The organism is Nocardia sp. NBC_01730, assembly GCF_035920445.1.
In the GTDB taxonomy this organism is placed as follows: domain Bacteria; phylum Actinomycetota; class Actinomycetes; order Mycobacteriales; family Mycobacteriaceae; genus Nocardia.
This window is the reverse complement of sequence record NZ_CP109162.1, coordinates 2,307,629-2,322,496: the sequence shown is the minus strand read 5'-3', so window position 1 is coordinate 2,322,496 and position 14,868 is coordinate 2,307,629. Positions and strand designations below refer to the sequence as shown.

5 protein-coding genes and 2 pseudogenes are annotated in these 14,868 nt (G+C 65.9%); 2 read left to right on the top strand and 5 right to left on the bottom strand.

The genetic code is table 11. The features are described from left to right. Positions 1-118: 118 nt before the first annotated feature. The 5 genes and pseudogenes from OHB12_RS08820 to OHB12_RS36210 all read right to left on the bottom strand — a co-directional run. Positions 119-445, bottom strand: a complete 327-nt coding sequence (locus OHB12_RS08820; protein ID WP_327117893.1) for a hypothetical protein — start codon at positions 443-445, stop codon at positions 119-121. Positions 446-994: 549 nt separating this feature from the next. After that, the gene (locus OHB12_RS08815) at positions 995-1,318 is read right to left on the bottom strand and encodes a hypothetical protein (RefSeq protein WP_327117891.1); all 324 of its coding nucleotides are present in this window, start codon (positions 1,316-1,318) and stop codon (positions 995-997) included. A gap of 130 nt (positions 1,319-1,448) precedes the next feature. After that, positions 1,449-2,726 carry a serpin family protein gene (locus tag OHB12_RS08810; RefSeq protein ID WP_327117889.1) on the bottom strand — a complete coding sequence of 426 codons (1,278 nt, stop codon included), beginning with the start codon at positions 2,724-2,726 and terminating at the stop codon, positions 1,449-1,451. A gap of 36 nt (positions 2,727-2,762) precedes the next feature. Continuing rightward, positions 2,763-3,680 (bottom strand): MHYT domain-containing protein, encoded by a 918-nt coding sequence (locus OHB12_RS08805; RefSeq protein WP_327117887.1) that lies wholly within the window; start codon positions 3,678-3,680, stop codon positions 2,763-2,765. Positions 3,681-5,298: 1,618 nt separating this feature from the next. Beyond that, positions 5,299-6,359 (bottom strand): annotated as a pseudogene (locus tag OHB12_RS36210) (IS3 family transposase); the annotation flags it as partial. A 1,322-nt stretch (positions 6,360-7,681) separates the two neighbouring features. On the opposite strand from OHB12_RS36210, the pseudogene OHB12_RS36205 reads away from it, so the two are divergent. Next, a pseudogene (locus OHB12_RS36205) lies at positions 7,682-10,324 on the top strand (type I polyketide synthase); the annotation flags it as partial. Positions 10,325-10,330: 6 nt separating this feature from the next. After that, complete coding sequence (locus OHB12_RS36200) at positions 10,331-14,839, top strand: SDR family NAD(P)-dependent oxidoreductase (RefSeq protein ID WP_442800079.1); 4,509 nt, start codon at positions 10,331-10,333, stop codon at positions 14,837-14,839. Positions 14,840-14,868: the final 29 nt, after the last annotated feature.

Genomic DNA, 14,868 nt, shown 5'->3' with positions numbered 1-14,868 from the left:
GCCGAACAATCCTTCGGTCCCAACCGGGGCGAGGACGGAAAGCCATGCGGCACAAGGAGTTCCAGGTGAACCGCTGGACGCCGAGATCGTGAAGTAGTAGTTGGGAGACGAATGAGCCCTACGCCCAGATCTGCGACAGTACCGATCGCGAGAAAGTCTGCACCGGTGTCACCGTGATCAGGTCGCAGACCTCCACCAATTCATTCGGCACCGCGTCGTCGAAGTGATGCAGACTCGGTGAGATGACCGCATCGACATCACAGTCCCGGACGGCGTCGACAAGTCGGCCCACCGGCCTGTCGGTGCAGGCACCGAACGCCAGGGTCTTGGTCAGCTCGTAGCCCAGCCGTTTCGCCAAGCTCCGCATCTGCGCCTCGTCCCAATCCTGGGACACACCTGACACGTCTTTGCGGAGATATCCCAGCGCGGATGGTTTCGCCCTCATCGGGACTCCTTTGCCACGGTCGTTGCTGAATTGGTCAAAGCGCCTGTATGCCCACAGCTCTCGCGGTGTTGTTTGCACCGAGTTGATCGGGCCGAACAAGGTTTTGACATCATATGTTGTCAACAGCAGGCGATGTCAACATCGGAACGGTCACGGCCAAAACGCGCGACTCCTGCTTCGCGTGCTGCGGTGTGGTCGTGAGTTCGGCCAGTTCCGCGGCCCGACAACCTCTTACGAGTCCGGAGCGTCCACCCACCCACGCGTGCACGCGGACATCGCCGCGCCGACCGTCGTGCCGTCGGATGCGCGGAGCGACATCGCGGGCGATCGCTGTCGTATGAGCCGCTCTCCGCCGGCCGATCGGCCGGACGCTGGTCACGAGGCGGTGGTCTCGAGAAGCACGGGGAGAGTGAGGGGTCCGCAGGTGATGAACTGCGGGCTGTGGGGGATCAGGCCGGGGTAGCACGCCGGGCTCAGGCGAGGAAAGGTGTTGAACAACGTGGACAACGCAATGCGACTTTCCAATTGAGCCAAAGTGCGCTGAGGCAGTCATGCTATCTCCCATAGTGCGAACAGTTGGGCCGCACGCAGCCGGGCCGGATGCGGTGCCAATCGAGTGTGGATCACCGCCACCCGCCGCTTCAATGGATCCGAGATCTTCTGCCCCGGAACAGAACTCGACGGCACAAAACCGGTCGAATGTGGTTCCCGAATGTGAACGGTGGTGGTGTCGGCGGGGATTGCTCGCGCGCCGCCCAGCGACTGGTTATCGGTGCGGGTGGTGGTCACCGCTTTCATGGTGGTGACGTGGTGTAGTCGGCACGCGTGGCATGCCGCGTCGGCGCGCAGCAGGTTCGATGATGGCGCTGCCATTCCAGGTCGAGGTGGCCTAGTCGGCTGGGGTGGTGGACTTGCCTTGGCGGTGGCGGGGGTGATCGGCTACGGTCCGGGCAGTGTCGGCAGCGGACTTTGCCAGGACGGTGCGCTCGTGACGGCGAGCTCGTCACCGCACGGGGAGCGGTGGGGCAAGAGCTGGGGACGGTGCTTCGGAGGGGTTGGCGACCCAGCCCGCGGCGACAGCCAGCCCGGTCGGGCGGTGGACGGCGAGGAAGCCGAACGGGCGGTCGAAGGTCACCTCCAGCACAGTGGTGTGGCGCCGCGAAGGACTCGCAGGCGCCGCACCGGGTGCCGCCATCAGCGCGGTGACGGCGGTGGCCTCGAACCCATCGCGCGTGAACTCGGCGAGCACATCCTGCGCGCCCTGCTCGATCGACAGCGGGACCGGCGAGATTCGCGGGAAGTGTCCTCGGCCGGCATCGGTGGCCGCGCGCAGTCCGAACAGTTCGGCACGCGCGATGAGGTCGTGCTTCGATCGAATCGCGAACGGTGGCAGGCGAACATGCAGGGTGTCGCGCTGTGCGAAGCCGAACTCCTGCCGCATCGTCAGCCCCGGCGCGACGGGCCCTGCGTCGAGCCCGGTGCGGTAGGGCACCAAGCCGCCGAGCGCGGCCGATCCGACGGCCAGCACATCGGCGGGGCTGTCGGAACCGACCAGCAGATGAACATCGACGTCGGCCCGCCCGGTGACGAGCACCCGCGTCACCGGCCGCGGTCCGTCCAAGACGGCGACATCGGTCGGATCGTTGTCGGCGCGGGCGAGCGCGGCGAGCCGGAGTCCTTGCCACGGACCGGCTTCCGGCACCATGACGGTGTCGTGGAACGGAACCCGCCAGCTCGTCTTTGCGGCCAGCGCTGTGGCCAGGACCAGCAGCGTTTCGGAGGTGACGGGAACGGGAAACCGATCGATCAGCCCGCCGGTGTGCCGCCGCGTCCACTCGTCCAGTGCAGCCTGGCCGGTGAGCAGATCGACAGTGCCGGTGGGCAGTGCGTGTAGCCAATCATCGTGGAGCGGAAGATCTCTGCGGATCCAGATGCCGAGCGTGGCCGACACGTCGACGGCATCGGCGAGAATGTCCAGGGTCCGCAGCGCCGCCGCGTGCGCCGCGTCGGCGGAAACACCGACCGCGGCCTCCAGTTCCGACCGGGCGGGTCCGTCGGCCGCGGCGGCGAGCAGGGCCAGTAGCGGCCACACCCCGGCTCCTGAGACGACGAAGTCGTCGTCGCCCGCGACAGCGCACCACCGCGCGGTCAACTCGTTGACGGCGCCGACGTGCGGCGTCAAAAATTTCTGCACCGCATCACGATACGGACCGCCGCCGGCTCGGTTGACCCCTTGACCTGCCGCAGCCGTCGGTTCGAAGAACTCGATGATGTCTGGCACGAGTGTCTGTCGAAGACCGGCTGTGGCGACGACGAGTCAGCGCTGGTTCGGCGGTTCTCGCCGCGGCCACTCGCGGCCGCTTCGAGGCAGATCGGCGGGAGCGGTTGTCAGCGTGGCGGAATTGCGCTGTGTGGGCCCGAACCGAGCGGATCGAGGCTGGGCCGATCCGGGCTGTACTGATGCGGGCTGTACTGATGCGGGCTGGGCAGGCTCGGGGAGTGGACCGGTCTTGCCGAGTTCGTCGAGTTCGGCAAGACCGACCAGAATGACGAGCATGATGGTGACCACGGTGACGGTCATGATCAGCGGTGTGAGCAGCTGCATGGGGTCGGCGCCGTCGGGCATGCCGTGCTGACCGACGTGCTGGGCGCGCATCGATGCCATTCCGGTGTAATGCATGCCGCACACCGCGAGGCCCATGATCAGCGCCGCGCCGATGGTCGCCAGGATGCCGTGCACATGCAGCATGAACCACAGCGCCGCGGTCGCCGCGACCACGGCGATCACGAGTGACAGCATCACAGTTCCGAGCTCGTATCCGACGATCGCGTCGGTGTTCATCGCATACATACCTAGGTAGTGCATGGCGGCCACGCCGAGCCCGGTGATGGCACCGCCGATCGGCAGCGCCAGGACTTCCCGTCGCCAGCGCACGACGACAGAAAGCCCGATCCACACCACCGCAATCGCCACGGCCGCGCTGAGCAGTGTCATCGGCACGTTGTAACGAATGGTTCCACCGTGGATGGAGAAGCCGAGCATCGCGGTGAAATGCATGACCCAGATCCCGGCGCCACCCAGGGAAACGGCCGCGGCGATGAGCCAGCCTGTAGGCCAGCGCGACGATCGGGCATGCACCGCGCACCGAAGGCCGAGCAGCGATCCGACGACGGACATGATGTAAGCCAGGACGGGGGTCATCCACCCGTAGCTGAAGTGATCGAGTTCCAGCACGCACACACTCCGTAGCCAGTAACCGGCTTCTTGCCAGCAAATCGAACTGCGACGATAGCGCAACTCGCCGAGAGTTGCCTAATGCACAGTTCGCATCGTGTGATTGCCCTGCCTGCGCCCCGGCCGGAGTCGCCACTCAGTTTCGCGGCAACAAAGCTCAATATCCTGGGAGATAATCCGATCGCGTGGCGGTGGCGGTGGCAGTGGCGGTGCTGGGGACCGCCTCGAGGCTCACCGCTCGGTTGGTGTGTTACCGCCGCGGTTTGCGTCGGCCATAACGATGGGCAACCCCTTCAGGGCGATGCCTCAGGTCTATGCGCTAAGTGCTGGCAAAACCATGCGCAGGGTGGCGGCAGATCCACGCGCGAGACACCAGCGAATACCCGGACAAGATCGACGTTGTCGCCGCCGATCCGCGGCGGGGGCGTATGCCGTGACACGCTGCTCATATCCGCGAACGTCGATGCGGTCGGCCCTCACGAGGTCGCGCCGTTCGGTCCGGTCGCGCCGGTATTTGCCTACCGCGACACTGCGCACGCCCGGGAGGGGCTCGCCCGCGGTCACCGGAGCGCAGGCAACTCGTCGATGACGACCTACCGTGGACGGTCGATCCCCGCAGACGTCGGCGCCGCGGCATGGACGGATCCACACCCTGGACAACCATCGAGCAGACGACTCGCCACGGCTGCCCGCAGCCCGCACTCGAGCACGGCGGCCCCGGCCGACCGGGCGGCGGCGCGGACATGGGCGGACTAATCGGCGGGCTCGACCTCATGCAAAGAACAGTGTGATTCAGACATCCCGAGGATATGAGGAGCTTTGACGTGAATCGGCCGAAACGGAGCTGTTCTGATATCGCGCCCGGCCCAAGTCGGGTCGCGGCACGAGATCGCGTTGGAGGCGGTTTTCGGGGGCCTCTCAAAGATGTCTGCTGGAGAGCAGCTTTCGCCGCTGTGGACCTGAAACCAAGTGGTGCCGAGACTGGGCGACCTCGGGAGGAGGAAATCAGGGATGTACGACATCTGCCGCACCGATGTCGATGGACTCCAAGCGATAGGGCGGCTGGATCAGCATCAGATGGAATCGTGTGAGTACATAGGGCATCCGACGCTAGATTGATCTATCCTTCGATCCCAGCCGCTATCCGGACCTCGCACAGGCCCGGGAATGGTCGCCCGAGCTGGCGAAACTCTGGGATAAGGTACGTCACGACCTCAGGACGGCATTTATCCCTCCATGGAGATTCCTACCCGGCACAAGCGTGATGGCTCTTCGGATGTTGTTGATCCTTTCGGCGGCGCAGTAGTGCGATCCTGCACAGGATCGGATATCGCACCGTGGCGCCGAAAGCGATCGCATAGGTCGCGACGAAATCGAATCCGGTGCACAGAATCCTCGGTGTGGGACCCGTTGTCAGGAACTGCGCTGTGGTCGGATGGCGCTGAAGGTTGCTGCCGTCCGGTAAAAGACTCGGCGTTGGGCCGTAGGGGATGATCGGCGATTCGAGATTTGTTCCGGGCTGTCGCCTGTCCCATTCGAGTTGGCGGGCAACGGGGACTGTCCCCGTTACGGTCGACCGGCGGGTGTAGTTCAAGGCCGCGAGTGGAGCCCGGGTCCCATAGGCGATCAGGGTCAGGCGTCCGAGGCGGCGTCGGTGGTACGTCGGTTCGATCCAGGTGACGATGGCCAGGCGCAGTTCCTCGCGGGTCGGCCAGTGTCTGCGGTCGAGGACGTCGGGTTGCGGCAGCGCGAAGAACGACTCCACGGCGGCATTGCCACCGCATGCCCCGACTCGGCGCATCGATCCGTGTAATCCATTGGTCGACAACGCATATTCGAGCCTTGACGACCGTACAAGCCTGACTCTCTTAGCGCACGATGTACCGATCGGCGTGGGCAGCGCGACCGCGCTCCGCAACTTCGGCACTGCCCGATGCGGCGGTCATGCCGTCGTCGATGGAGCAGCCGACGATACGGTTGGAGTAACAGTCGTCGATCGCGCATCGACAGGGCTTGCCCTCGCTCGGGCGGGGCTCGGTCATATCGGTCGGCCAGACCGGGTTCGGCGCCTGCGCGGTGAATTCACGCCCGACGAGACTATCGTGGACCGGCGGTGCCGGAGCCCTGCCAAGGCCGAGTCGGCGGGAAGACCGACCCCAAGTGTTTCTGTGAGCGCAATCGGTACACCCAATTCTCCTCGGAGCAGATCCTGCGACCACCCAATTCGTGAGTGATGAACCGATATCCGAACGCGGGATCGTCATGATGGAAATCGCGGGTCCTGTCGATCAGGGGTGCATCATCGCGACCACACTGGGATAGCAGCCTCGCGTGGTGAAGCTCAGAACCCGGCAGGTCACCGCCACATGGATACTGTTCCCGGCCGGATCGAGGATCGGTGGGCAAGGCATTCGGGGCAGTTCACGGCGAAAGAACCCGCGGCCTGGCGCAGGATTTCATTCTCTCTCCAACTGCCTGCCGGGCTTGCGCAGTTCACGCGGCTTCGCCGACGCCGCGGCCTCGGCTGCGCGCCGTTTCCGATGCCGGTGGCTTCGAGTGGATGTGCACACAGCCGTCGGATATGACGAAATCCTTCGAGCCCTGCTGCAAAGACGCTGACTCTTGCGGGCGACAGCGCCGACGTCGTGACGGGAACTCATCCGGATAGGGCTTCGGCATGGCGAACATCGTTCCAGCGAGGACGAATGCTCACAGATCAGATTCGACCCTGTTGCGGGCACCCGTTTCGCTTTCGCTGCAAGCGAGCTGTGCATCTCTCCTGGTCCTATATATCGAAGATTCGGGTATGTATGTGTGGTTTGAAGAGAAAATTGCGGTGGTTGAAACTTTCGCCACCTTCGGTGACCAAACTATTCGACTCGAAAATCAATGTCCTGTCCGCCCGCAACGGGCTATGGCTGTCGGTGGCCGTGTCGCCCTTTCATCGACACCCCTGATGCCGCCGTCTCGTCATCCGCTGCGAGCGCGCTTCCGCGCTTCCGCACACTCGAGGCAACCTTCATCGTCCACGATGAGACACGTGACGAACGGCACATGAGACAGGTGTTGAACCAGCTGGATGGTCGACAGCCATCCGCGTCGCGAAGATACCTACGTAGCAGCGGGAGGAGAGCTCCGGGTTCGGGCCTTCTATCAGTCTCCCTCGGGGCTGCGTGACCAGTCGGTTTTGTTAAGTTGAGTTCGGCACGATCACCGAGCCCGAGCGTGCCGTCGAGTGTGGCTGAACTGCCCGCCGAGGGCGGCGCGAGACAGTGACGAAGGAGACAGGGGGCTCTGGCGGAGCGACGGAAGAGTCGGTGGTTCGCGATGGCACCGCGGTCGCGTTTCGGGCCCAGCGTGGCAAGGTCCGCACCGCCGCCGAGACCCCGTCGACCCGGACGATTCGGATGCCCGCCAACCCCCCGCTCGAGCTGTCGAAGGTGTCCGGATCAACGAGCCACCAGAGGACGGTACATCGGTTGCGAGAAACCGATTCGGCTGGCAGGCTACTCCTCAGCAGGAAACTTGGGCGACCGCCCAGCACGCACGCTGTCGTGTGAGCGCATTTCCTGCGGCTTGCTTGGCGAAGAGAGATATCGAATGAGCGCTGATTTCGTCTTTTGGACGGGGGAAGTAAAGCACGGGCTGGGGGTGGCGAGTCGCGTAATACCTACGATGTTGCCGTCGCACCTTTCACCGCAGGAAACGTCCGCATGGACTACGTCTTGGTAACTGTCGAGCAACCTATTCCGGTCGAAACGCGCGGTGCGCCGAAATCGATGGCCGATAGTCTGCCGATACACAAACGCGCCCGCCCGTAGCCGAGCCGGCGAGACATTGCGCAGAGAACGGCCGCCGTCGGCGACTCGTCGAGTCGCCGCCTCTGCACCGACGCCTGACCGAACGGTATCGGTAGCTCGCGGGCCCGCGTCACCGGCTTCTTCGACAACCTCGAAATACCCTGGATGTGAAACGTGGACACAAGCACTGGCGATTCGTCCGACCGCATGTTGGAGTACCTGAAAAAGGTCACTGTCGAGCTCATGACGACTCGCGACGAACTCGCGCAGCTGCGGGAGCGGATGAACGAACCGATCGCGATCGTAGGTATGAGCTGCCGCTTCCCCGGTGGAGTCGAGTCGCCAGGACAGTTGTGGGATCTGGTCGCCTCCGGTTCGGATGCCGTGGGCGAGTTTCCGGCGGATCGGGGTTGGGACGTGGAGGAGTTGTTCGATCCCGATCCGGACCGGTTCGGGAAGGTGTACACGCGGGAGGGCGGCTTTCTGCGCGGTGTAAGCGATTTCGACGCGGGGTTCTTCGGGATCGGCCCGCGTGAGGCGTCGGCGACGGATCCCCAGCAGCGGTTGTTGTTGGAGGCGTCGTGGGAAGCCTTGGAGGACGCGGGCATTGATCCGTCGTCGTTGCGGGGCAGCGACACGGGCGTGATCGCCGGGGTGATGTACGAAGACTACGGGCACACGGCCAGGGCGGCGGGTCCGGCCGCCGAGGGGCACGCGGGTACCGGTTCGTCGGGCAGCGTGGTGTCGGGGCGGGTGGCGTACACGTTGGGCTTGGAGGGCCCGGCGGTGACGGTGGACACGGCGTGCTCGTCGTCGTTGGTGGCAATCCATCTGGCCTGCCAGTCGCTGCGGCGCGGGGAGACTTCGCTCATGCTGGCAGGCGGTGTGACTGTGATGTCTACACCGATCTTGTTTGTGGAGTTTTCGCGGCAGCGGGGTTTGTCGCGTGATGGGCGGTGCAAGGCGTTTTCGGCGTCGGCGGATGGTGTGGGCTGGGCTGAGGGTGTGGGTGTGCTGGTACTGGAGCGGTTGTCGGATGCGCGACGGTTGGGGCATGACGTTCTTGCTGTCATTCGGGGTTCGGCGGTGAATCAGGATGGGGCGAGCAATGGTTTGACGGCGCCGAATGGTCCGTCGCAGGCGAAGGTGATCGCGGCGGCGTTGGCAGCCGCGGGGTTGGAGCCCGGGGATGTAGATGCGGTGGAGGCGCATGGGACCGGGACGCCGTTGGGTGATCCGATCGAGGCGCAGGCGTTGATCTCCGCGTATGGGCAGGGTCGTGCGGCGCCGCTGCGGATCGGGTCGTTGAAGTCGAATGTCGGGCATTCGCAGGCGGCTGCGGGCGTCGGTGGGGTGATCAAGATGGTGCAGGCGTTGCGGCACGAGATGTTGCCGCGGACGTTGCATGTGGATGCGCCGTCGCCGCATGTGGATTGGTCGGCGGGGTCGGTGCGCTTGCTGACCGAGGCAGAGCCCTGGCTCGCCGGTGAGCGGGTGCGTCGGGCGGGGGTTTCGTCGTTCGGGATCAGCGGTACCAACGCGCACATCATTCTCGAGGAAGCATCCGCGTCCGCTGTCCCGTCGATTGCGGGGACCGAGGTGGGTGACGCGGTTCCCTCTCGCGTGGCGGATGCGGTGCCGTTGCTGGTGTCGGCCAAGTCGAGCGCGGCGCTGCGCGCCCAGGCGAATCGGTTGCGACAGTGGCTGATCGATTATCCGGAAGCGGACGTGTGGGATGTGGCGCATTCCTTGACGACGTCGCGGGCGCTGTTGGACTGGCGCGGTGCGGTCGTGGGTCGCGATCGGGAGCAGCTGTTGGCCGGTCTGGCGAATCTCGCCTCGGGCGACGCGACGTCCTCCGTCATCGAGGGGCAGATCGCCTCGGGTAAGACGGCGTTTCTGTTCACTGGGCAGGGTGCTCAGCGTGTTGGTATGGGTGTGGATCTGTATCGGGTGTTCCCGGTGTTCGCGGCGGCGTTGGATGAGGTGTGCGCGGAGTTCGATCTCTTATTGGGGCGGTCGTTGCGGGAGTTGATGTTCGTTGACGCGGAGGGGGCGTTGGATCGGACAGAGTTCACTCAGCCTGCGTTGTTCGCGTTCGAGGTGGCGTTGTTCCGGTTGATCGAATCGTTCGGTGTGTCGCCGGATGTGTTGATCGGGCATTCGATCGGGGAGTTGGTGGCTGCGTATGTGGCCGGGGTGTGGTCGTTGTCGGATGCGTGTGCGTTGGTGGCCGCGCGTGGCCGGTTGATGGGCGCGTTGCCGGTGGGTGGGGCGATGCTGGCTGTGGCGGTCGGTGCAGAACGAGCGGCGGATGTGGTTGCCGGGTTCGGTGATCGGGTGTCGATCGCGGCGGTGAACGGTCCGTCGTCGACGGTGTTGTCGGGGGATGTCGATGCGATCGAGGAGATCGAGCGGCGGCTCTTGGTCAGTGGGGTCAAGACGAGTCGGTTACGGGTCAGCCACGCTTTCCATTCGGCGCGGATGGATCCGATGTTGGCCGAGTTCCGTGTGGTGGCTGAAGGCATCGCGTACCAGTCGCCGAGGTTTCCGGTTGTGTCGAATGTGTCCGGTGAGCTCGCCGGGGATGCGGTGACCGATCCGGAGTATTGGGTGCGGCAGGTTCGGGGTTGTGTCCGGTTCGCGCCGGGTGTGGGTGCTCTGGTCGAGGCTGGTGTGCGGCGTTTTGTCGAGCTGGGTCCGGATGCGGTGTTGGCGGCTATGACGCGTGGGTGTCTGGCCGAGGATCAGGAGATCGAGTCGGCCTCGCGGGTGGCTGCGACTGCCCGGCGATCGGTCGATGAGGTGACGCAGTTCGTCACGTCTCTGGCGCAGGCGCATGGTGCGGGTGTGCGGGTGGATTGGCGTCCGCTGTTCGCAGGCCGTGGGGTGCGGCGGGTTCCGTTGCCGACCTATGCGTTCCAACACCAGCGCTATTGGTTGGCTGCCGCAAGCACAGGGGATGTCCGGACGTCGGGCCTGGACGGTGTGGAGCATCCGCTGTTGGGCGCGGCGGCATGGCTGCCGGGATCCGAGGGGGTGGTGCTGACCGGTCGGTTGTCGTTGTCGAGTCACCCGTGGTTGGCCGATCACGTGATCGGCGGGACAGTGCTGGTGCCGGGCACGGCGTTCGTGGAGTTGGCGTTGCATGTCGGAGCGATGGTCGGCCTTCCACGGCTGGCCGAGCTGGTCCTGGCCGCGCCGTTGATCGTGCCGTCGGTGGGCGCCGTCGAGCTGCGGGTGATGGCGGCCGGACCTGATGATGCGGGCTCACGAGTCGTATCGGTGTATTCGCGCCCGCAACACGATGGTGAAAAAGACCGGGCGGAGTGGGTTCGCCATGCGACAGGGACTCTTGTCGCGCAGTCGCCGTCGTCGCAGGTCGGGCTGACGGTGATGACAGCGAGTTGGCCGCCGGTCGGAGCGCTGCCGGTGGAGATCGGTGATGTCTACGCGGAGTTGGCCGAGCGCGGTTACGGCTACGGACCGCTGTTCCAAGGGTTGACCGCGCTCTGGCGGCGTGGCGACGAGGTCTTCGCCGAGCTGAATCTGCCGGATCAGGCACAGCCGTCGGCGGACCGATTCGCGGTGCACCCGGCGTTGTTGGATGCGGCACTACACGCGATCGCTCTCGGCGGGTTGACCGAGCCCGCCGTGCCGGGCGAGATTCTCGTCCCCTATTCGTGGGAAAACGTCGACGTGCACGCCGTCGGAGCCGCGTCGGTGCGGGTCCGGCTGACGGCGGCCGAGTCCGAGGCGGGCAATCGCCAGATCACCCTGACGCTGGCCGACTCTCAGGGCGAGCCAGTGGCCGAGGTCGCTGCCTTGCGCCTGCGTCCGATCCCGATCGCCACCGTCGGCGAGCCCGGGCCAGCTGCGGCAGGCCGAGGCGTCTACCAGCTGCGCTGGGTCTCGCTATCCGCGTCTGAGTCGGGCAGGTTCCTCGCGGCCGAGCAAATCGCGGACGAGCATTGGGCAAGCACGGACAAGGGTGAGACGGTGGTCGTCGACGGCAAGTCGGCGGGCGTGCTGCGAGTCGAGGACCGGTCTGCGGACGGGGACGTGCCAGGTGCGGTTCACGGTCGGCTTGTCGAGATAGCGGCGCGGGTGGGAGAACTCCTCGCGCGGCATGAGCGGATCGTCGTAGTGACCAGGCGTGCGGTCGCGCTGGATAGCGGCGAACCGGTGGATCTCGTCGCCGCGGCGGCATGGGGTCTGTTGCGTGCCGGGCAGAACGAGAATCCTGGTCGGCTCGCGATCGTCGACGTGGACCACTGGCAGGACTACCGCGCCGGTGCCGTCGCAGCGTTGGCCATCGCGGACGAACCCCAGCTTGCGCTGCGGCAGCGCGTGCCGTATGCGCCACGGCTGAGCCGGGGCGCAGGCGACATCGTGGGTGCGAGTGATCTGCTTCATGCCCCGGCGTGGGCATTGACTCAGCTCGGCAAGGGCACTCTGACCGGTGACAATCTCGCTCTGGTCGGGAAGCCCGCCGCGTTGGGTGCGCTCGGGCCAGGTCAGGTTCGGGTGGGCCTGCGTGCGGCGGGCGTCAACTTCCGTGACGTGCTGATCGCCCTGGGCATGTATCCGGACGCGGACGCCGCCATCGGGGGCGAAGGCGCCGGAGTGGTGCTGGAGGTGGCCTCTGACGTCACCGAGTTCGCCCCCGGCGACCGGGTTTTCGGGTTCGTCCCGGATATCGGCTCGATCGTGGTTGCCGACCGAAAGCTGCTGTCGCCGGTGCCGCAAGGCTGGTCGTTCGCTCAGGCCGCCGTCATACCGGTGGTGTTCGTGACGGCGTACTACGGCCTGGTCGACCTGGCTGAGGCGAAACCGGACGAGACGTTGCTGCTGCATGCCGCGACCGGCGGCGTGGGTATGGCCACCGTGCAGCTGGCACGCCACCTGCGACTGCGCCTTTTGGTGACGGCCAGCCGACCCAAATGGGATGTGCTGCGCGGCATGGGATTCGATGACTCGGTCATCGGTGACTCGCGCACGCTCGACTTCGAGCGGAAGTTCCTCGAGGTCACCGACGGTCGTGGTGTCGACATCGTTCTCGATTCGCTGGCAGGTGAATTCGTGGACGCCTCGCTGCGACTGTTGCCGCGCGGTGGGCGCTTCCTCGAGATGGGGTTGACCGATCGTCGCGACCCACGCGACGTCGCGGAGCATCACCCGGGAGTGTTTTACCGGGGTTTCCATCTGAATGAAGTCAGCGCTGACCGGGTGCGCGAGATTCTGAGCGTCCTCGGCGACCTGTTCGACACCGGCGTGCTGGCCCCGCTCCCGGTCACCGGGTGGGACCTGCGGCAGGCGCCGGAGGCTTTCCGTTACCTCAGCCAGGCCCGCCACATCGGCAAGAACGTGCTCACCGTGCCATCGCCGCCGCGACCCGACGGCACGGTTCTGATCACCGGCGGCACCGGTGGGCTTGGCGCGGTGGCGGCTCGACACTTCGTCACCGAGTACGGCGTGCGGAGGCTGGTGTTGGCAAGCAGGCGCGGTCTCGACGCCGACGGCGCCGCGGACCTCGCGGCCGAATTGACCGCGCTCGGTGCACGTGTGGACGTGGTCGCGTGCGACGTGGCCGACCGGGCAGCGCTCGACGGGCTGTTGTCGGCCATCCCGCCCGAGCATCCCCTGACCGGCATCGTGCACACGGCGGGAGTGTTGGCCGACGGCCTGCTCGCCGATATGACACCGCAGCAGCTCGCGATGGTGTTGCGCCCGAAGGTCGACGCCGCGTGGAATCTGCATGAGGCGACCAAGGATCTGGATTTGTCGATGTTCGTGCTCTACTCCTCGATCGCGGGCACACTCGGCAGTCCGGGCCAGGCGAATTACGCGGCGGCGAACACGTTCCTCGACGCGCTGGCAGAGCACCGCCACCGCGAGGGCCTGCCCGCGATATCCGTCGCGTGGGGTCCCTGGCGTGGCACCAGCGGCATGACCAGCGCTCTCACCGGCGCCGACTTCGCGCGAATGCGTCGAGACGGCCTGGTCCCCCTCGACGATCACCACGGGACGGCGCTGCTCGACGCGGCCCTTGCCGTCGGCCTCCCGACGATCGCGGGCGTGCGTCTCGACATGGCGGTGCTCACCACACAGGCGACCGCGGGATCGCTGCCCAGAACGCTCAGATCCCTGGTCACCGTCTCGACACGGCACGTCGAGAGCGTGCGGTCGCTGGCGCAACGGCTGGCGTCCACACCCCAAGCCGACATCTCGGGTGTCGTGCTGTCCGTCGTCCGGGAACACGTCGCCGCCAGCCTCGGACACGAGTCCCGGGACATGATCGATCCCGACGCCCCGTTCCCGCAGTTGGGATTCGATTCGCTGACGGGAGTCGAGTTCCGTAACCGGCTCGCCAAGGCCACGGGGTTGCCGCTGCCTTCCACTCTTGTCTTCGACCATCCCACCGCCCGTGCGCTGGCCGATTATCTCCTCTTGCGGATCGCGGAACCCACGCCGGGCATGGCTGACACTTCCGTCGAGCGTGCCATGGACGCGGGGATCCAGGGCGGGCTCACCGATCTGGTGTCGGCCGCGCATCGGCGCGGTCGAGTCGAGGCCGCGATACCGATGCTGCTGGAGAGCGCCAAGCTCGTCGAGACGTTCGCCGTCGCCGCAGAAGAATCCGTCAAGCCGACGCCGATACCACTGAGTAGGGGCACGTCCGGTCCTTTGCTCATCTGTGTGCCGTCGTTCGTCGTCGGCACCGGACCACACCAGTTCGGTCGATTGGCGCGCGAACTCGGTGCCGACCGCATGATCGCCGCGCTACGCCTCCCGGGAACCAGGCCCGGGGAATCGCTGCCGGCGTCATGGGATGCATTGTTGGATTCCTTGGCGGCCACCGTGGAAAGCATCGAGGACCAGCAGTCGCCCGTGCTCGTCGGCTATTCGATCGGCGGCGCGATCGCCCACGCACTTGCGCACCGACTGGAGAAGAACGGGCGCGGGCCCGCGGGGGTTATCTTGCTCGACGCCTATTCGCCGGACGACGCGGAGCAAGGTCGGCGGGTACTCACGAGCGCGCTTGGTTCGGTGCTCGATCTCGGAAACGAGATGGCCCAGATCGGTGATCACGGCTTGGTCGCCATGGCCAAGTACATGCAGATCTTCGATGAACGGCAGCCGGTGTCCATCGCCGCGCCGACATTCAACCTGCGGGCTTCGACGCCGCTGCCCGGGCTGGATCTCGCCGAGCCGATGGCCGGGTGGATGCACACAGGCGAGACGGTCGAGGTCGATGCGGATCACTTCTCGATCATCGGACCGGCGTCTTCGGCCGCGGCGGAGGAGATACGACGCTGGCTCGCGGAGCGCGGCGGCCCCGAGCCGAGAAGTTCATGAGCACGAAATCGAAATTCTTGGCATCCCGT